This window comes from Micromonospora maris AB-18-032 (assembly GCF_000204155.1).
Classification (GTDB): Bacteria; Actinomycetota; Actinomycetes; order Mycobacteriales; family Micromonosporaceae; genus Micromonospora; species Micromonospora gifhornensis.
Map to the genome: position 1 here is coordinate 6,630,831 of NC_015434.1, position 19,739 is coordinate 6,650,569.

The following is a 19,739-nucleotide window of genomic DNA, read 5'->3' on the forward strand; positions in this document are numbered from 1 at the left end:
AGTCCGGGGCACCTCTGCGGAGGTGCCCCGGCAATCAGGCGGTCGGTACGGGAGTGGGTGTCGGGGCGGGTCGACGGTTGCGGAAGCGGTCGAGCCAGGGGGCGTCCGGGGTGCCGTCGAGTAGGCCGCCGTCGGGGTCGTCGGCGTAGTTGCGGCGTACCGCGTCCTGTTCGGGGTGCAGAATCTCCCGGACGACCAGCACGCAGAGCGTCACCACGGTGGCCAGGCGCAGGCTCGCGGCCAGCACGAACACGCCCTCCGGGATGACCGAGGTGCTGGTCGCGGCGCCCAGCAGCTCGGCGTAGAAGGCGACGAAGTAGCCCACCTCGGCGATCTGCCAGGCCAGGAACGCTCCCCACTTGGGCCGGGCGAGCACCACCAGCGGCAGCATCCAGAGCACGAACTGCTGCGACCAGACCTTGCTGAAGATGAGGAACGCCGCGACCACGAGGAACGCGAGTTGCGCGAGGCGCGGACGGCGCGGCGCTAGCAACGCGAGCGCGCCGATGGCGAGGCAGGCCAGCCCGAACAGGGCGTACGACAGGTAGTTCAGGGTGGGGATGTTCGCGTCGAGCCATTGGAACGGGCCGATGGAGGCCGGGTCGCCGAACTTGCCGTCCAGGTATCGACCGATGTACCAGAGGGTTCCCCAGTCGATCGGGCGCTCGGTGTTGAGTTCGAAGAACCGGTTCCAGTTGTCCCGGTACGGAATCGCCACCGGAAGGTTGACCAGCACCACCGTCACCGCGGCGGCGATGATCGACAGCACGGCGGCCCGCACCCGGTTGGCGCGGATCGCAAGCACCAGGATCGGACCGAGGAGGAACAGCGGCCACATCTTGGCCGCGCCGCCGAGCCCGAGCAGCACTCCGGACAGGATCGCGAGTGTCAGTCCTGTCCGGTCGTCGCGGGTACGCGCCCAGACCAGCAGGCCGAGCGCGGCCAGGCCGATGGCGAGGAAGTCCCAGTTGACGGTGGCGGTGAGCAGCAACGCGGGGGAGAGCGCGAACATCGCCGCGTCCCAGGGTCGTCGACGGCGCAGCGACAGCAGCACCATCACCGTGGCCAACGCCAACGCGCCGAGCACGAGCGCGTTGAGGTTGTAGAACCACTGCCCCTGGTTGATGTCCGGGTTACCCTCACCGGCGGAGTGCACCGGCAGCCCGAGGGCTCCCATGAAGTACCCGGTCAGCACCGGGTACTCCACCGGATGGTCCCGGTACGGCACGGCGCCCTCGTTGAGCCGCTCGGCGTAGTAGAGCGCCAGCACGTCGGTGTAGCAGAACCGGGTGTACTGCTGGTTGTTGACCCAGGCGCCGTCCTGGCAGGGCGACTTCTGCACCCAGTGCAGGGTGAGAGTGAGGCAGGTCAACGCCAGGACGATCCGCACAGCCGTCCAGAACCGTCCTCGCCCGCCGCTCGGGCGGTCGCGGGTGACGGCGTGGTCGCCGAGCGGGCCACCGATCAGCCCGGACAGCCCACGGACGAAGCCGTCGGAGCGGGACGGATGGTCGATGGCACCAGATTCATCGATGCCCGGCGTCGACTTCGTGCTCATGACCGTGCATCCTGCCGTATCAGTTGCCCGGGTAGAAGTCGAAACCGCGACGACACCGCGGATCCCTCACGGACGGTTGGCGCAGGGTCGTCCGACAGACACGCCGTGGGCGGCCGGACCTGGTGTCCGGCCGCCCACGGGTCGACGCGTCTACTCCTGATCTGTTGATCGCGGTGGCAGCAGTCCGCCACCGCCACCGCCGCCCGGCGGTGAGTCCCGACCGGGGGGCAGCGGGTTGGTCGGGATGGTGCCGCCGCCGTTGTTGTCCCGGCCACCGCCCCGGTTGTCACCGCCGTCGTTGCGACCGCCACCCAGCCGGCAGAGGAAGTCCGTCGGCTCGCACTCGGGCTGCTCCGGCGGCGGCGGAGCCGGCGGTACGCCGTTGCCGGCCTCCGCGTCCCCGATCCCGGAGACGTTGGGCAGGTCGGAGGGGTCGTAACCCTTGAGCGCCTGCTCCATGTACCGCTTCCACAGCTGGCCTGGCAGACCGCCACCGCCGATGTTGCTGCCGCCTCGGTCGATGATGGCCCGCTTCTTGACGTCGCGGCTACCGATCCACACCGCCGTGGCGATGTTCTTGTCGTAGCCGACCATCCAGGCGTCCTGGTTCTTGCCGGTGTCGCCGAGCTGCCAGGTACCGGTCTTGGCGGCCACCTGACGGTTCGGCACGCTTGCGTTGTTCTTACCCGGGATCTCCTTGAGCACGGCGGTCACCTCGTCGGCGACCTCCGGACGGATCACCTGCTGCGGCTTGAGCTTCTCGCCGGTGCCAGGGACCTTGTCCCACTTACCAGTTGCCTTGTTCAGCTTCTCCACGGTCCGCACGAAGTGCGCCTTGTTGTACTTGCCGCCGTTGGCGAACGTGGCCATGCCGTTGGCGTGGTCGAGCACGGTGATCGGGTACTGCCCGTAGGCGGCCACCCGGTCGAACTGTCCCGGCGCAAGATCCTCCGGCTTGTTCTTCAGGAGGTCGAACGCCTTCTGCTTGTCGTTCCACATGGTGCGGACCCCGGCCCGGCGAGCCATGTCGATCACCTTGTCCGTGCCGATCTGCTCTGCGATGTGGAAGAACGGCACGTTGTACGACAGCACGGTCGACTCCTGCAGGGTGCAGGACTTGTTGCAACTCTGCCGCACGTCGCGACCGGCGTTCACGATCGGATCCTTGAAGCCCTCCGGTTTGAACGGAGTGGCGTCCCAGTACGACTTCACCGAGATGCCGGCGTCGATGGCCGCGGCCAGGGTGTAGACCTTGAACGTCGAGCCCGGCGGGTGGCCGCCCACGAGGTTGCCGTTCTGGTCGGTGTTCAGGCCCGCGTAGTCGAAGTCCGCGCCACTGTTGCCGCCGTAGTAGGCCAGTACGCGGCCGGTCTTCGCCTCGACGGAGACCACAGCCGGCATCAGGTTCTTCGGCTGGTCCGCCAGGAACACCCCCTTGCGGCCTACCTGGGCGATCTCCTCCAGCGCCTTCTGCATCTTCGGATCGAGGGTGGTGGTGATCCGGTAGCCGCCTTCGCGCAACTCGTTCACACAGCTCGGCTTGCCCGGCTCACCGCTCTCAGTGCAGATGCCCCAATCGGCCATCTCCTTGCGGACGTAGTTGATCACGTTGCCGCGCGGGGAGGCCACGCCGAAGCCGTTGTCCTTCTTGATCTTCTGGACCTTCGGGTACTCGGTCGGACGCTCGGGCTTGCCCGGCGCACCCAGCCAGCCCTCCTCGACCATGCCGTTGATCACGTACTCCCAACGGATCTTGGCTTCGGTCGGGTTGGTCTCCGGGTCGTACCCCTGGTGGGTCGCGCTGGCGTCCGGCTGCTTGATCATCGCGGCGAGCACCGCGCCCTGCGCCACGTTCAGCTTCTTGGCACTGACGCCGAAGAACGTCTGCGCCGCCGCCTCGATTCCGTACGCCCCGCGACCGAAATAGATCACGTTGAGGTAGTTCTCCATGATCTCGTCTTTGGTGAACTGGTCGTTCAGCTTGGAGGCGAGGATCGCCTCCTTCACCTTCCGGGAGTAGCTGACGTCCTGGAGGTTCTCGTAGGCGTTGCGGGCGTACTGCTGGGTGATGGTCGAGGCACCCTGCTTGTCGCCGCCGGAGAGGTTGTTCCAGGCGGCCCGGGCGATGCCCTTGTAGTCCACACCCGAGTGCCGGTAGAAGTTGCGGTCCTCGGCGGCGGCGACGGCGTCGCGCACGTGCTGGGGGATGTTCTCGATGGTGACGAAGGTGCGGTTCTCGTTGCCGAGCTTGGCCACCAGCGTCTTGCCGTCCTTGGCGTAGACGGTGGTGGACAGCGGCAGCGGGATCTCCTTGGGCAGCACCACGTTCGTCGAGTAGTAGGTGAACCCGACGACGCCGATGCCGGCAAGCATGATGAAGACGGCGAAGCTGGCGATCAGCAGGTTCATCCGCTTGCGCCTACGGGCCCGGGCTACCGCTTTCGGGTCACGCCCGCCCCGCCCGGGACCAACTGGTCCGCCCGGGCCACCGGGACCACCCGGTCCACCTGGCCCTCCGGGGCCACCGACGCTGGCCCGCGCCACGGCGGCTCGACCGCCGGCACCACCCACCGAAGCCGAACCGACACTCGCCCGGCCGGCCGAGGCCGCCCCGACGGCAGCCGCACCGACCGTAGCCCGACCCGCCGGTCCGCCGGGAGCCGGGGAGACCGGCACCGACGCACGACCGGCAAGGCCGGCTGCGGGCGACACCGGCACCGAGGCCCGACCGCCGGAGGCAGGTGAGACCGGTACCGACGCACGACCACCGGGTGCCGGAGAGACCGGTACCGACGCACGACCCGGACCGGCGCGACCGACCGAGGCCGAGCCGGCGGATCGACCCGGCGTCGGCACGCTCGCCGAACCACCGACCGAGGCCCGCCCACCGACCGAGGCACGAGCCGACGGGGCCGCGCCCTCAGGTCCGGTCGTCCAGTTGACTCCGCGCGGGTCACCACTCGGGCTGCGGTACGCGTCGTCCGCCTGCCCCGGGTCGTCCTGGCCCGGTATCCGGGCCCGGCCGCGCGAGGAGCTGGGATCACCGTACGAGTTCATTCCTCACACCCTGCCGTCGCGGTGGGGCGCTGTCGCGCCGCCACCGGTTTGCCGTGAGATGCGACACCCGCGCGCACGGCACGGGGGTGCCGTGGTGCCGGCATCAGATACGAATCTTTCGGACTATTCGCACTTACGAGCCGTCGGTCGCCCCGGCCAGGTACGTCACGGCCAGGGCTGGCCGATCGCGCTCGAATCACCGTTGGGCCTCTCGCCTTCGCTGAGCGTTGGCTCCCGCAGCAGCGGCGGCTACCCCGCCGGCCGCTTCATGCTCCGCCTCGCTCTCGGTCAGTCCGTCCCGCCCGAGCAGGTACTGCTCCACCAGATGGTTCCAGTCACAGCCGAGGCACACCTCCACCACGAACACCTGGAACTCACGCAGCGTCATCGCCAGCATCGACAACTCGGCCACCGTACGGGCCTGGCCGGCGGACTGCTTGAGTTCGTCGCCGTAAATGTAGTGGACGTGGGTGAGGTTTTCGCTCCGGCAGATCGGACACCGCTGGTCGGTGGGCTCGCCGTGGAACCGAGCCGCGTTCTTCAGGTACGGAGACGCGTCACACAGGTCATAGGTGCCGACCCGACCGGCGACGAGTTCACGCAGCAGCGCTCGCCTCCGAAGCGAGTAGTCGACGACCTGGCGCTGCGTACGCATGCGGCAAAGGGTACGCGGTCTCGCCAGACGAGGCGACCACCGTCACGATCTGTAACGAGCAGACCTCGGACCGAGGGTTTAACAGGAGGGGGTTTGCCCCGATCGGAGCTAGCCGCTACGGTGCGATGTATCGGTCCGATACATCGTGGTGGTTAGCGATCCACGCACAGGGTAATGGGGAGGTTGGCCGATGCTTGAGCTGGCCATCCTCGGCCTGCTGCAGGAGGCTCCGATGCACGGCTACGAGCTGCGCAAGGAGCTCACCGCCAAGCTCGGAGCGATCCGGGCGGCGATCAGCTACGGCTCTCTCTACCCGACCCTGCGCCGCCTCCAGGCGGCGGGTTGGATCACCGAGGCCGCCGACACACCCGCGACCGCCGAGGAGGTTCCCGCGCTGACCAGCCGACGAGGTCGGGTGGTCTACACCATCACCGCGGAGGGCAAGGAACGCTTCGCCCAGCTCATCGCGCAGACCGGGCCGGAGACGTACGGCGACACCGGTTTCGGCGTGCACTTCGCGTTCTTTTCCCGAACCGACCAGGCGACCCGACTGCGAATCCTGGAAGGTCGCCGTCGCACGATCGAGGAACGTCGTGAAGGACTTCGCGACATGCTGGGCCGAGCGGCCGAGCGCCTCGACGCGTACACGCTGGAGCTGCAACGCCACGGCCTGGAGGCCTGTGAGCGTGAGGTCCGCTGGCTGGAGGAGCTCATCGCCAACGAGCGCTCCGGCCGTGCCCCGACGGTCCCGAACGACGGGACGGCCGGCGGCCGACGAGAAGACAACAGCCCGCCTCCGCCTGGAGAGTCCAGGAAAGAGCGGCCGTGACAGAAAAGAAGGAGGCACACGCGATGGGCTCCGTCCGCGTCGCCATCGTCGGTGTGGGTAACTGCGCCTCGTCCCTCGTGCAGGGCGTCGAGTACTACCGGAACGCCGACCCGAACGACCGCGTCCCGGGTCTCATGCACGTCACCTTCGGCGACTACCACGTCTCGGACGTGCAGTTCGTCGCGGCGTTCGATGTCGACGCCAAGAAGGTGGGCATGGACCTCGCAGAGGCGATCGTCGCCAGCGAGAACAACACCATCAAGCTCTGTGACGTACCGCCGACCGGCGTGACCGTCCAGCGCGGCCCGACCTTCGACGGCCTCGGCCAGTACTACCGCGAGATCGTCGAGGAATCCGACGCCGCACCGGTCGACGTGGTCAAGGCGCTGCGTGACGCCCAGGTCGACGTCGTCGTCTCGTACCTGCCGGTGGGCTCGGAGCAGGCCGACAAGTTCTACGCCCAGGCCGCCATCGACGCCGGCTGCGCGTTCGTCAACGCCCTGCCGGTCTTCATCGCCTCCGACCCGGAGTGGGCGCAGAAGTTCACCGACGCCGGTCTGCCGATCGTCGGTGACGACATCAAGAGCCAGGTCGGCGCGACCATCGTGCACCGGGCCCTGGCGAAGCTCTTCGAGGACCGCGGTGTCGAGCTGCTGCGTACGTACCAGCTCAACTTCGGCGGCAACATGGACTTCATGAACATGCTGGAGCGCAACCGCCTGGTCTCGAAGAAGATCTCGAAGACCCAGTCGGTGACCTCCCAGGTGCCGCACGAGATGGCCAAGAGCGACGTGCACATCGGCCCGTCCGACCACGTGCCGTGGCTGGACGACCGCAAGTGGGCCTACATCCGCCTGGAGGGCCGCTCGTTCGGCGACACCCCGCTCAACGCCGAGCTCAAGCTCGAGGTGTGGGACTCCCCGAACTCGGCCGGCGTCATCATCGACGCGGTCCGCGCCGCCAAGATCGCCCTGGACCGGAAGATCGGCGGCCCGATCCTGTCGGCCTCGTCGTACTTCATGAAGTCCCCGCCCGTGCAGTACGCCGACCACGACGCGCACGCCGCCGTCGAGGCGTTCATCGCCGGCGAGGTCGAGCGCTGACGCAGCCACACCGCTGAGGGCCGGGTCCGCACGGACCCGGCCCTCCCCGCTACCCACCCCCACCGCAAGGCGGCGGTACGAAGTACGTTTTCGTACCGCGAGAGCGGGTTAGGCTGACCGGCGTGCTGTCCATTGACGAGTGTCGGTCGTTCCGGCGACTGCGGCATGGCGGCGGGCCATGGCCGATGCGGGGGCGATCGTTTCGTTTCTCCCGGCTTGGCAACCGCACGGCGGCCACCTGCCCGACCGGCATCTGGAGTTCCTCGGCCGGCATCGTCAGGTCGCGGCATCGGGTGGGCGGCGCAATCGCGGGCGTCCTGCTCGTGTCCGCCCTGACCGCCTGCGCACCGCCCGACAGCGCCCCGTCGGCCGGGCCGACATCACCGACCGTCCCGGCATCAGCGGCCGTCCCGGCGACACCGATCGTCGAGGCCCGCTGCGCGGCTGCGGCCGGTACGCCGCCAGAGGTGGTGGCGAAGCCCAGCGGGACGGTCACCTCCCCGGGCACCCCGGAGGCGGTCGGCAGCGGACATCCGATGACCGATGAGCAGCTGCGCCAGGAGGAATTCCTGCGCCAGCAGGCGGCCAACAAGGCCTTCCGACAGCGCGGCACCCTCGACCCGGCGGCAACCGGTGGCGCCCACGCCTGCGCGGCGGAGGTGCAACGCGTCCTCAACCTGCTGACCGTCGGCGGTCAAGACGCGCCCGAGGAGGAAGCCGTACGGCAGGCGGTGGCCGACACCGGGCTGCTGGACGTGGTCGTCCGACCGCCGGGTCGACTCGACCTTGGCCCCGGCGACGGGCTGGTCTTCTCCGGCTGGACCGGTCGGGCATGCGTCTTCGGCAGCGTCCGTCAGGACGACATCACCGTGGAATTCGGTACCCGCATCGCCGACGGCGGCTGCCTCCCCGCCCCAGGCTGACCAGACCCCGATCCGGGCTGGGAGCGGGGTGGCACCGCCGTTTCGCCGAAACGGCGGGTTTTGGGGCGGTCGGACACCGCCGTCTCGGCGAAACGGAGTCGATCACCGCGCTGGCCGCGGCGGTCTGCAGGGTTGCCGTCAGGACCAGGCTTGTTGCAGGGCTACCCCGGCTTCCAACTCCAGCAGCTTGACCTTGCGGTCCAGGCCACCGCCGAAGCCGACCAGCTTGCCGCCGGCACCGATGATGCGGTGGCAGGGCACGATGACCGGGATCGGGTTGCGGTTGCAGGCCACCCCGACGGCCCGTGCCGCACCGGGGTCACCCACCAGCCGAGCCACCTGCCCGTAGGTCAGCGTCTCCCCGTACGGGATGCGGGTCATCTCCCGCCACACCGCCCGCTCGAAGTCGGAGCCGCGCGGCACCGTCACCGGGATGTCGAACTCGGTCAACTCCCCGGCGAAGTAGGCCCGCAACTCCGCCACCGCCCGGCGGGACGTCTCGTCGGCCGGTACCTCGGTCGCGGTCTCGACCGGGCCGAAACGAGTCCCGCACACGCTGCCACCCTCGGTGGCCACGGAGAAGATCCCGATCGGCGAGTCGAGCAGCGTCCAACGCATCCCGCCATTCTCCCCGACGCCCGACTCCGCAACCACGACCCCGCCGCACCCATCCACGAATCCACCACCCCGCCCGACTGACACCCGCCCGCCAACCCACCACCCCGCCCGACCGGCACTCGATCGGGGATCGAGTGGTCTCCCGAGCCGGGAAAGCCACTCGATCCCAGATCGAGCATGATCTTCGTCGGACGGTGGTGGAGGCCCACAGACCCGCGCCACAGGGCGCGCGCCGAACACCCAGCTGGAGCGGCCTGAGTGTGCGGGTGGCTCAACGGGCGACGCCCGCCGGAGCGGCCCGGGTGTCCCGGGTGCTCCGACGGGCGTCGGGTGGTGCGTGGGGTGTTAGGCGGCCGAGACGGTGAACTTCTCGCCCTTGCCGAGCCCCAACTCGAAATCGAACCACTTGATGTTCTTGTTCGAGATCAGCTGCTTGGTGCCGGCCGATCCGGCGGAGACCGCCTGGTTGTCGCTGGCCCGGAAGAAGACCGTGCCATCGCCGTTGTAGTCGAGGAAGTCGAAGCTCTCCCACACGCCGCGCGACTTGGCGCTGGCGATCAGCGGCTTGGTGCCCTTGCTCGCGGCGGTCACGTACTTGCCGTTGGCGAGGGCCTTGAGGCCGAAGAAGCCGTCACCGATGTTGACGATCTGGAACTTCGCCGACTTGGTGACCTTGCTGCTGCTGGCGATCAGCGGCTTGCTGCCGGCCACGACGTACTTGCCGCTGGCCTTCGACTTGATGCTGATCACCGGAGCCGGCGCTTCGATGTTGAACTTCTCCGACGAGCCGATGCTGGTCTTGCTCGCCTTCAACGTCGAGGTACCCGACTTCGGCGCGGTGACGTACTTGCCGTTGATCTTGGACTTGAGGCTGACCGTACCGTCGGCGTGGTTGATGATCTGGAACTTCGCCGACTTGACGATCGTCTTGTGGCTGGCGATCAGCGGCTTGGTGCCGTTGCTCGGCGCCACCACGTACCGGCCGGTGCTCTTGGAGCGCAGCGCGATCAGGCCGCTGCCGGCGTTGACGAAGTCGTAGCGCTGCGCGGTGCCCAGGCTCTTGCCGTTGTTGACAAGCGCCTTCTTGGTGCTGGCGGCGGTGACGAACTTGCCGTTGGACTTGGCCTTGAAGCCGAAGCCGCTGCGGGTGGGGGTGATCGAACCGACCGTCAACATCCGGTCGATCGAGCCCTTCGTGTCGTAGACCGCGCCCGCGACGCCGGTGGTGACGATGCGGTCGCGGACCTGCTTCGGCTTCCAGGTCGGGTTGGCGTGCAGCAGCAGCGCCGCCGCACCCGCCACGTGCGGAGCGGCCATGGACGTGCCGCTGTAGCCGACGCTGCCGGTGTTGCTGTCGTGCCGCGCCGAGACGATGCTGACGCCCGGCGCGAACACGTCGAGGCACTTGCCGTAGTTCGAGAACCAGGCCCGCATGTCGACCCGGTCCGTCGCGCCGACGGTGATCGCGTCCGGCACCCGGGCGGGGGACGTCTTGCAGGCGTCCATCATCGAGTTGCCGGCGGCGAGCGAGTAGGTGATGCCCGAGGCGATCGAGCGCTTCACCGCCTCGTCGAGCGACGGGATGGTGACGACGTCACCGAGGCTCATGTTGGCCACGGCCGGCTTCTGCGCGTTCGCGGTCACCCAGTCGACACCGGCGATGACCTGCTCGGTCGTGCCGTAGCCGTCACAGTCGAGCACCCGTACGCCGACCAGCTTGACGCCCTTGGCGACACCGTACTTGGTGCCGCCGACGGTGCCCGCCACGTGCGTGCCGTGACCGTTGCAGTCCCCGTTCGCGTTGGCCTGGACGCCGCCTGCCGGCGGGTCGGTGGGCTCGGGGTCGGGCGTGGGCGGCGGCGGGTCGATGGCGTCGTACCCCATGGTGGCCCGGCCGCCGAAGTCCTGGTGCTTGACGTTGATGCCGGTGTCCAGGATGTACGCGGTGACCTTGCTACCGGTGTTCGGGTACTTGTAGGTCTTGTTCAGCTTCGCCGTGTACTGGTCGAGCCGGTCCAGACCCCACGGCGGGCTGCTCTGCGTGCCGTTGGCCGACAGCCGGCGCACCGGCTCGACGTAGTCCACGGCGGGATGCGCGGCGAGCCTGTCGGCCTGCCGCTGGTCCATCGTGGCCGAGTAGCCGACGAGAGCAGAGTCGAACACCTGACGGACGGTGCCGCCATGCTGCTTGACGAAGGTCGAGGCGAGCGCCCGGACGCTGCTGTAGGTGGCCTGCTTGTCCTTGAGGACGACGATGTAACGGCCCGGCACGACGCCGGTGCCCTCGCTGCCGCGGACCTCGGCGCGGGCCGAGTCGGCGGGAGCAGCCATCCCGACGCCGCCGGTGGCGACGGTCAGGATGGACGAGGCGGTGGCGAGGGCGAGCCCCGCTACCGCCGTGCGGCGCAGTACGCCACGTCGTTTCACTAGGCGATCTCCCCGTTTGTCGTCGGCAGCCAGCGGCGGCCGGACGGGCAATGGAATGTCCTACTGCGGCAGATGACACGAGCAGGACGCCTCAACATCATGAATGAACTGCGCAAGGCAGGGCTCAACCGTTTGGTCGGAACGTGGGCGTTTCGTCGTAGCGACCGTCGCGGCAGGACGCCCGTGGATAACGTGAAGACCGGCCGGCGCTCAGCTACCGATGCCCTGCTCGCGGGCCCAGCGCAGCAGTTCGGCCTCGGCCGTGTCACGGTCCAGCGGCCCACGTTCCAGGCGTAGGTCCTTCAGGTACTTCCAGGCCTGCCCGACGATGGGCCCCGGCGGTACGCCGAGCAACTCCATGATCGCGTTACCGTCCAGATCGGGACGGACCCGGGCCAGGTCCTCCTCGGCGGCGATCCGGGCGATCCGCTCCTCCAGGGCGTCGTAGTCCGCCGCCAACTGAGCCGCCTTGCGCCGGTTCCGGGTGGTGCAGTCCGACCGGGTCAGCTTGTGCAGTCGGGACAGCAGGTCACCGGCGTCGGTGACGTACCGGCGAACCGCCGAGTCGGTCCACTCGCCCCGGCCGTACCCGTAGAAGCGCAGGTGCAGCGCGACCAGGGCGGTGACCTTGGCGGTGATGTCCTTCGGGTAGCGCAGCGCCTTCATCCGCGCCTTGGTCAGCCGGGCCCCGACCACCTCGTGGTGGTGGAAGCTGACCCGGCCGTCCGACCCGACCGCCTTGGTCGCCGGCTTGCCGACGTCGTGCATCAGGGCGGCCATCCGCAGGATGAAGTCCGGCCCGTCCTGCTCGTACGAGATCGCGTTGCGCACCACGGTGAGGGTGTGCTCGTAGACGTCCTTGTGCTGGGCGTGCTCGTCGATCTCCAGCTTCAGGCCGGTCAACTCCGGCAGGAAGCGTTCGGCCAGCCCGGTGTCGACCAGCAGGCGCAGCCCGGTGATCGGGTCGGCGGCACAGAGCAGTTTGGTGAACTCGTCCCGGATCCGCTCGGCGGTGATCCGGTCCAGGTCGGCCGCCATCCGGGTCATCGCCGCGTACACGTCCGGGTGGACCGCGAAGCGCAGTTGCGCGGCGAAGCGGGCGGCCCGCAGCATCCGCAGCGGGTCGTCGCCGAACGACTCGGCGGGGGTGCCCGGGGTACGCACCACCTTCGCGGCCAGGTCCGCCAGGCCGCCGTACGGGTCGGTGAAGCGGTGATCCGGCAGGCTCACCGCCATCGCGTTGATGGTGAAGTCCCGCCGCCGCAGGTCCTCGGTCAGGTTGGTGCCGTACTCGACCACCGGGTTCCGGCTCACCTGGTCGTACGACTCGGCGCGGAAGGTGGTGATCTCCAGTCGCAGACCGTCGCGCTGGCAGCCGATGGTGCCGAACTCGCGTCCGGTCTCCCAGATCGCCTCGGCCCAGCCGCGCACGATGCCGAGCGTCTGATCCGGGTGCGCGTCGGTGCAGAAGTCGAGATCCTCGCCGAGCCGGCCGAGCAGCGCGTCGCGTACCGAACCGCCCACGAGATGCAGTTCGTGACCGGCGGCGGCGAATCGGCGGCCCAACTCGTCGGCGACCGGGGAGACCCGGAGCAGTTCGGCGACGGCGTTGCGCTGCGCGGCGCTCAGTTCGCGGCGGTCGGTGGCGTGGGATGCGGCGGCGTCGGACATCGGATCAGCAGCCTATCGGTCCTGACTGGCATCTCCTCCGCCGGGCGCGGGTAACGGGCCGGGGTTGACTAAGGTCTGTGGCGTGCGGGCCGATGCCGGTTCCGGCCTATCCCTTTGGAGGCGCAGATGAGCGGCGGGCTCTACCGCAGCGCGAACGCCCAGCAGGGCGGCGCGCCCGGCGGCCGGCCCGGTGACGGTGCCACGTTCATCTCCGCCGACCCGCTCAACCAGCCCGCCGCCGAGTCGGTCGCCCCACCGCAGGAGCAGGTCGCGGAGAGCAGCGCCGCGACCAACAGCGCGGTGATGGCCATCGGCAGCCTGGTCAGCCGAGGTACGGGTTTCCTGCGCACCCTGGCGATCACCGCCGCACTCGGCTCGGCCATCGGTGACGCGTACACCACCGCCCAGATCCTGCCCGGGATGGTGTACGAGTTCCTGCTCGGCGGCATTCTCACCAGCGTGCTGATCCCGGTGCTGGTGCGGCGACGCAAGTTCGACCAGGACGGCGGTCAGGCGTACACCCAGCGGTTGCTCACCCTGGCGGTGGTCGCGCTCGGCGCGGCGGCGTTGCTCGCCGTCGCCATGGCACCGGTGCTCACCTGGCTGTACGCCAGCGACGAGGCACCTGCCGACTACCGGTCCCTGGTCACCTCGCTGGCCCGGCTGATGCTGCCGATGATCTTCTTCACCGGCCTGAGCGCGCTGATCAGCGCGGTGCTCAACACCCGGGGGCACTTCGCCGCCCCGATGTGGGCGCCGATCCTGAACAACATCGTGGTGATCGCCACCGCCGGCCTCTACATCGCGATCTTCAGCACCGACATCCTCGCCCCGGACGAGATGACCACCGGCCGGATCCTGCTGATCGGCGGCGGCACCCTGCTCGGTGTGGCCATCCAGGCCGCCGGGCTGCTGCCCGCGCTGCGCAAGGTCGGCTTCCGGTGGCGGTTCCGGTTCGACTTCCGCGCGCTCGGCCTGGGCGAGCTGGGTCGGCTGGGCGCCTGGATGTTCTGTTACGTGGCGGTCAGCCAGGTCGGCCTGATCGTGGTCTTCAACCTGCTCAGCCGCACCAGTGGGCAGGCCGCCGGTGCGTTGATCTACAACAACGTGTTCCTGCTGCTGATGATGGCGCACGGCATCATCGCCGTTTCGATCATCACCGCGCTGATGCCCCGGATGAGCGCCGCCGCCGCCGACGGCCGGTACGCCGATCTGGCGGCCGACCTGTCCCGCGGCACCCGCACCGTCTCGGCGGTGCTCGCACCGATCGCCGTCTGCTACGCCGTGCTGGCCACCCCGATCGCCTTCACGCTGTTCCGCTGGGGGGCGTTCACCGACGAAGGCGCGAAGGCGACCGCCCCGGTGCTGTTGTTCGCGGCGGTGGCGTTGGTGCCGTTCGCGGTGAGCCAACTGTTCACCTTCGCCTTCTACGCGCTGCCGGACACCCGCACCCCGGCTCTGATCAACATCCCGGTGGTGGCGCTGCGGGCGCTGGTGCAGATCGGGCTGTTCGCGGCCTTCTCGGCGAGCTTCGCGGCGTCCGGAATGATGATCGGCAACACGATCTCGTACCTCGCTGCCGCCATCGCCTCCGCCTGGCTGCTGCGTCCGAGGGTGGGCCGGATCGGGCTGGGCACCATCCTGCGCACCCTGGGCCGGGTGGCGGTGGCCGCGCTCGGCGCCGCACTCGTCGGCCTGCTGGTGGTGGCGGTGCTGCCCGGCGACGACACGCCCACCCGACTGCAGGCCCTCGTGCAGCTGGTGGTCGGCGGTGCGGTGATCGGCGGTGCGTACCTCGGTCTGGCGATGCTGCTCCGGATCTCCGAGATCACCGAGGTGGTCGGCATGGTCCGTCGCCGACTCGGCCGCTGATCTCCACGAATTCACCGAGTGTGATCGAGGATCACCAGGCTGGGGATGTGCCTGTGGATAACTCAGCGCGTCGCCGCTCACCTGCCGGATCAGCCTGTGGATAACCAACCGGAAGGCCGAGTGTGGTCGGCCGATCGACGGGAACCCCGCTGGCACCTGATCCACCGCGTACAGCCAGCACCGCCCCGGCGACAGCTCGTTGTAGGCGGCCTCTAGATTGGCTGGTACATGTACCAGCAACGTGGCTGACATCGGTCGTAACCGGACGAGTGCGCCCGAGTGCGAACACCCCTGTTGGTCACGGCGGGAAGATGACATGTCGGGGAGACGGCCATCCCAGGTAAGGTCGCTCTCGACGGGTACGGCAGGCACCGGCTCGCGTCGGAACCGGTCGCCCCGTGCCAGACGAATGCGGAGCGGGAAGTCACATGCCCAGCAGCGCGGGTCCATCGATCGACAAGATCACCGAGGGAGGACGGGTGACCCAGGTCGGCGAGGGTCAGGACGCGGACGAGACCACTCCGCCGGTCATGACCTTCGGTGCTCCGACGGCCGGTGAGGTCCTCGCCGAGCGTTACGAACTGGTCGAGCACATCAACAACGACAGCGCCGGCCGGTTGGTCTGGCGCGGGGTCGATGTCGTACTGCGTCGGCCGGTGGCGGTCGTGATGCGTTACCCGGGTGGCGACTCCGCCACCGAGATGCTCCAGGCCGCGGTCGCGGCCAGCCGGGTCATCCACCCCAACCTGGTGGGCGTCTACGACGCCATCGACGAGGCCGAGCGGGCCTACGTGGTACGCGAGTGGGTCGACGGACATTCGCTGCGGGAACTGGTTTCCGAGGGACCCTTGGACGCCGCCCGGGCCACCGCCGTCGGCAACGCGGTCGCCAGCGCCCTGGCGGCCGTACACGCCACCGGCATGGTGCACGGCAACGTGCACCCGGGCACGGTGATGATCAGCGACGACGGTCGGGTGGTGCTGGCCGATGCCCGTACCGACGGTGCCGACAGCCAGGAGAACGACGTCCGAGCCGTCGGCGGCCTCCTCTACTTCGCGCTGACCGGCTACTGGCCGCACGCCGAGGCCCCACTGCACGGCGCCACCGCAGGGCACGGCCGGGCGGCCATTCCTGACGCCGTACGCGACGCCAACGGTGCGGCGGCGGCACCCCGTCAGGTCCGGGCCGGTGTGCCGGCGTACCTGGACGACCTCACGATGGACCTGCTCGACGCCGACATCGCGCCGCCCTCCTCGGACGTTCTGGCGGCCGAACTGGCCCGACTCGACGTGCCCGAGGACGACTACCTCGACACGAACGGTCCGTTGCGCTTCGCCGCCGAGACCGGCGAGGAGCCCTCGCCGCTGGCCGCCGCCGGTGGCCGCAAGGTCGCCCTGGGCATCGCGGGCCTGCTCGCGCTCGCCCTGGTGGGCCTGCTGATCGGCATCAGCACCCTCGGTGGTGACGAGAACGAGCCGCAGAAGAATCCGGTCGCCGCGCCCACCTCCAGCGCGCCGGTGAGCGAGGAGCCGGCGGCACCGGCGGTCCGGAACCTGAAGATCAGCGCCGCCCGGATCATCGACCCGGACAGCCGGGACCGGGCCGAGGTCCGCGACGCCGAGAAGGTCTTCGACGGCGACAAGGACGACGGCTGGTCCACGCAGACCTACCGGGGGGCCAGCAACTTCGGCAACTACAAGCGGGGCATGGGCGTCTGGATCGACCTGGGTGGCGAGCACACCATCAAGTCGGTGCAGGTGAACCTCTCCGACACGGGTGCCTCCGCCGAGCTGCTCACCGGCACCATCGACCAGCCCTCGACCAACAAGGGCGACGACGAGATTCTCAAGGCGTACAAGAAGAACCCGATCGGTCAGCCGTTCGAGGCGCACGACGGCACGACGATGACCTTCAACGGCTTCGACGCCGACCAGAAGTACCGGTACCTGCTGTTCTGGATCACCGACCTGCCGCCGAACGGGAGTGGCTACAAGGTCGGGGTCAACGAGATCACGGTCCAGGGGTCATGAGCCGAGCCCGGCCGAACTGGTGCCCCGACCGAGCCTGACAATGGGGGCAGCGACGGGTGACGCCGGTTCCGGCCGGACGGGTGGAGCAGCGGTGAGCGAGACGGGCAGTGACCTCGACCTGCTGCACGCCCACGTGGCCGGTGACCGGCATGCCTTCGGTGAGCTGTTCCAGCGGCACCGGGACCGGCTCTGGGCGGTTGCCCTGCGTACGCTCGGCGACCGCGAGGAGGCCGCCGACGCCCTCCAGGACGCCATGTTGTCGGCGCACCGGGCTGCCGCCCGGTTCCGTGGCGACGCGGCCGTCACCACCTGGCTGCACCGGATCGTGGTGAACGCCTGCCTCGACCGGATCCGCCGACGCCAGGCCCATCCCACCGTGCCACTGCCCGACGGGGTTCGGGAGCCGAGCGACGGTCACGGCACCGGCGGGGTCGAGCCCGCCGCACCGGTACGCGACCACGACACCGCGCTCGTCGTCCGGGAGGCCCTGGCCACCCTGCCGATCGAGCAGCGGGCCGCGCTGGTGCTGGTGGACGTGCAGGGCTACCCGGTCGCCGAGGTAGCCCGGATTCTCGGCGTGGCCGAAGGGACGGTCAAGAGCCGGTGTGCCCGGGGTCGAGCCCGGCTCGCCGTACTGCTCGGTCACCTGCGGACCGGCAGTGACGAGGCACTTTCGGAAGTGCCGGCGGTCACCCCAGGGAACCCGGGCGCCCGGCGGGACGTCCGATCGGGGTCGGGACGGTCCTGGAGGCCGGATGTCAACCAGGAGGAAACGTGACTGCCGGGGAGTTCAGCGAGGTCGACCACGACCTGCTCGCCGACTACCTCGGCGGTGCCCTGGAGGGCACCCCGGAGCAGGCCGAGGTAGCCCGGTTGATCGCCCAGGATCCGTCCTGGGCACAGGCGCACGCGCTGCTCGCCCCGGCCGTCGCCGAGGTGCGCACCGATCTGCTCGGCTGGGGCGGCTCCGCGGTGGAGATGCCACCCGAGGTCGCCGACCGGATCCGCGCCGCACTCGACACCGCTGACCTCTCCGACGTCCTGCCCGACAGCGACGACACCGATCTGGACTCGGACATCCCGGCAACGGCTTCGGACCACAGCGACGATCGGGTTTCCACCGGGCGACCGTCCCGGGTTCCGGCGCAGCCGCTCGGTGGCCGCCGCCCGCAAGCCGCGCCGCCGTCCGGTCCCGACCGCAACGCCACCCGGCCTGGTCCGGACCGCAACGCCACCCGGCCCGGTCGGCGGAGCCGCCGCTGGGCCCGCATCGCAGGGCCGGTCGCCCTCGCTGCCGCGCTTGTCGTCGGGTTGGGGTCCCTGCAGCTGGTCCGGCCGAATCAGGGCGGCGACACGACAGCGGGCACCGCGCTGAGCGATCCGGTCGCCACCCCGCACGTGCAGGAAGGCCAGGCCGGTCCCGAGCGGGCCGCGGTCAACGCCTCGCCCCAGCGGCTCCCGGTCACCGAAGGCACCCCGCAGCGGCACACCGGGAGGGACTACACCCCGCAGGAACTGGCGACGGAGCCGGAAGCCAAGATCAGCGCCTACTCCAGCACCGAGACACCTGATGCCGGTGGCGACGTCGATCGCATGGCCGGCCCCGCGGACCTGGCCCGGCTCGACGACCAGGTGGCGCTGACCGCCTGCCTCGCGGACATCGGCACCGAACACGGCGCACAGCCGCTGGTCTTCGAGGACATCGAGTATGCCCGCTTCCAGGGACACCCGGCGCTGGTGGTGCGCTTCACCGACGCCGCCGGCACCCGATGGGCGTGGGTCAGCGGCCCTGAATGTGGTATCCCCGGATCCGGCTCGGACAGCCGTCACCGTACGCGGGTAGGGTGAGTCGTCAGGCGCCGGACGTTTGGCCGTCCACGTGACCTGACCCACCGGATGACCGGCTCGGGAATCCCCGGTTCCTACGATGATGTTCTGGAAGTCAGTTGCCGCCGCGTCGGCACTCGGTTCGGCATCGGCGCTTCACCGATGTCGGCAAGTCAACACGATTGGGAGACGGCAGTGGACGAGGTCCGCAACCTGATCATCATCGGCTCCGGGCCGGCCGGTTACACCGCGGCGGTCTACGCGGCCCGCGCCAACCTCAAGCCCCTGATCATCGAAGGCGTACAGTCCGGCGGCGCGTTGATGACCACCACCGAGGTGGAGAACTTCCCCGGCTTCGCCGACGGCATCCTCGGCCCCGAGCTGATGGACAACATGCGCAAGCAGGCCGAGCGGTTCGGCGCGGAGTTCCTGACCGATGACGTCACCCGGGTCGAGTTGACCGACACCGCCAGCCCCGGCGCGTACAGCACCGTCTGGGTCGGCGAGAGCGCCTACCGGGCCAGGGCCGTCATCCTCGCCACCGGCTCCGCGTGGCGTCCGCTGGGCGTACCCGGTGAGCAGGAATACCTGGGCCACGGCGTCTCCTCCTGCGCCACCTGCGACGGCTTCTTCTTCCGCAACCACCACATCGTGGTCGTCGGTGGCGGTGACTCGGCGATGGAGGAGGCCAGCTTCCTGACCCGCTTCGCCGAGTCGGTGACCATCATCCATCGTCGGGACTCGTTCCGGGCGAGCAAGATCATGGCCGAGCGGGCGCTGAGCAACGACAAGATCAAGGTCGAGTGGAACTCCGTGGTGGAGGAGATCCTCGGCGCGGACGGCAAGGTCTCCGGGGCTCGGATCCGCAACGTGCACACCGGCGAGACCAAGGTGCTCGACGTCACCGGCGTCTTCGTGGCGATCGGCCATGACCCGCGCAGCGAGTTGTTCCGCGGGCAGGTGGAGCTCGACGACGAGGGGTACGTGAAGGTCGAGGCCCCCAGCACCCGGACCAGCATCCCCGGTGTGTTCGCCGCCGGTGACCTGGTCGACCACACCTACCGGCAGGCCATCACCGCCGCCGGCACCGGCTGTGCCGCCGCACTCGACGCGGAACGCTTCATCGCCACGCTGGCAACGGACTGAACGAGACACACCGATGCAGGAGG

At 69.4% G+C, this 19,739-nt stretch carries 14 protein-coding genes; 8 read left to right on the forward strand and 6 right to left on the reverse strand.

The features are described 5' to 3' along the window. Positions 1-34 precede the first annotated feature (34 nt). The 3 genes from VAB18032_RS29385 to VAB18032_RS29395 all read right to left on the reverse strand — a co-directional run bounded on the left by VAB18032_RS29385 (position 35) and on the right by VAB18032_RS29395 (position 5,270). Positions 35-1,558, reverse strand: coding sequence for a glycosyltransferase family 87 protein (locus tag VAB18032_RS29385; protein WP_013736579.1), 1,524 nt, complete (start codon positions 1,556-1,558; stop codon positions 35-37). Positions 1,559-1,708: 150 nt separating this feature from the next. Further along, positions 1,709-4,615, reverse strand: coding sequence for a transglycosylase domain-containing protein (locus VAB18032_RS29390; RefSeq protein WP_081476223.1), 2,907 nt, complete (start codon positions 4,613-4,615; stop codon positions 1,709-1,711). A gap of 196 nt (positions 4,616-4,811) precedes the next feature. After that, positions 4,812-5,270, reverse strand: a complete 459-nt coding sequence (locus VAB18032_RS29395) for a DUF5318 family protein (RefSeq protein ID WP_013736581.1) — start codon at positions 5,268-5,270, stop codon at positions 4,812-4,814. A 190-nt stretch (positions 5,271-5,460) separates the two neighbouring features. Between VAB18032_RS29395 and VAB18032_RS29400 the strand changes: the two genes are divergently transcribed. The 3 genes from VAB18032_RS29400 (at position 5,461) to VAB18032_RS29410 (ending at position 8,125) form a co-directional block, all read left to right on the forward strand. After that, positions 5,461-6,099, forward strand: a complete 639-nt coding sequence (locus VAB18032_RS29400; protein ID WP_013736582.1) for a PadR family transcriptional regulator — start codon at positions 5,461-5,463, stop codon at positions 6,097-6,099. 23 nt (positions 6,100-6,122) lie between these two features. Further along, positions 6,123-7,202: an inositol-3-phosphate synthase gene (locus VAB18032_RS29405; RefSeq protein ID WP_013736583.1), complete on the forward strand. Its 1,080-nt coding sequence runs from the start codon at positions 6,123-6,125 to the stop codon at positions 7,200-7,202. A gap of 293 nt (positions 7,203-7,495) precedes the next feature. Further along, positions 7,496-8,125 carry a hypothetical protein gene (locus VAB18032_RS29410; protein ID WP_013736584.1) on the forward strand — a complete coding sequence of 210 codons (630 nt, stop codon included), beginning with the start codon at positions 7,496-7,498 and terminating at the stop codon, positions 8,123-8,125. A 138-nt stretch (positions 8,126-8,263) separates the two neighbouring features. Here VAB18032_RS29410 and VAB18032_RS29415 read toward each other — a convergent pair whose 3' ends face one another. The 3 genes from VAB18032_RS29415 to VAB18032_RS29425 all read right to left on the reverse strand — a co-directional run bounded on the left by VAB18032_RS29415 (position 8,264) and on the right by VAB18032_RS29425 (position 12,841). Next, complete coding sequence (locus tag VAB18032_RS29415; RefSeq protein ID WP_013736585.1) at positions 8,264-8,743, reverse strand: methylated-DNA--[protein]-cysteine S-methyltransferase; 480 nt, start codon at positions 8,741-8,743, stop codon at positions 8,264-8,266. Positions 8,744-9,088: 345 nt separating this feature from the next. Beyond that, a complete protein-coding gene (locus tag VAB18032_RS29420; protein ID WP_013736586.1) occupies positions 9,089-11,170 on the reverse strand; it encodes a S8 family serine peptidase in 2,082 nt (693 codons plus the stop codon). 210 nt (positions 11,171-11,380) lie between these two features. Continuing rightward, a complete protein-coding gene (locus VAB18032_RS29425) occupies positions 11,381-12,841 on the reverse strand; it encodes a CCA tRNA nucleotidyltransferase (RefSeq protein WP_013736587.1) in 1,461 nt (486 codons plus the stop codon). A 126-nt stretch (positions 12,842-12,967) separates the two neighbouring features. On the opposite strand from VAB18032_RS29425, the gene murJ reads away from it, so the two are divergent. From murJ to trxB, 5 genes are all read left to right on the forward strand, one after another. Further along, positions 12,968-14,713, forward strand: a complete 1,746-nt coding sequence (murJ, locus tag VAB18032_RS29430) for a murein biosynthesis integral membrane protein MurJ (protein ID WP_013736588.1) — start codon at positions 12,968-12,970, stop codon at positions 14,711-14,713. A 428-nt stretch (positions 14,714-15,141) separates the two neighbouring features. Next, positions 15,142-16,743, forward strand: coding sequence for a protein kinase family protein (locus VAB18032_RS29435; protein ID WP_013736589.1), 1,602 nt, complete (start codon positions 15,142-15,144; stop codon positions 16,741-16,743). 40 nt (positions 16,744-16,783) lie between these two features. After that, positions 16,784-17,521, forward strand: coding sequence for an RNA polymerase sigma factor SigM (gene sigM / locus VAB18032_RS29440; RefSeq protein WP_050814667.1), 738 nt, complete (start codon positions 16,784-16,786; stop codon positions 17,519-17,521). Continuing rightward, positions 17,518-18,591, forward strand: a complete 1,074-nt coding sequence (locus VAB18032_RS29445) for a hypothetical protein (RefSeq protein WP_013736591.1) — start codon at positions 17,518-17,520, stop codon at positions 18,589-18,591. The genes sigM and VAB18032_RS29445 overlap by 4 nt, the downstream gene beginning before the upstream one ends. Positions 18,592-18,765: 174 nt before the next feature. Continuing rightward, positions 18,766-19,716 carry a thioredoxin-disulfide reductase gene (gene trxB / locus VAB18032_RS29450; protein WP_013736592.1) on the forward strand — a complete coding sequence of 317 codons (951 nt, stop codon included), beginning with the start codon at positions 18,766-18,768 and terminating at the stop codon, positions 19,714-19,716. The last annotated feature ends 23 nt before the right edge of the window (positions 19,717-19,739 follow it).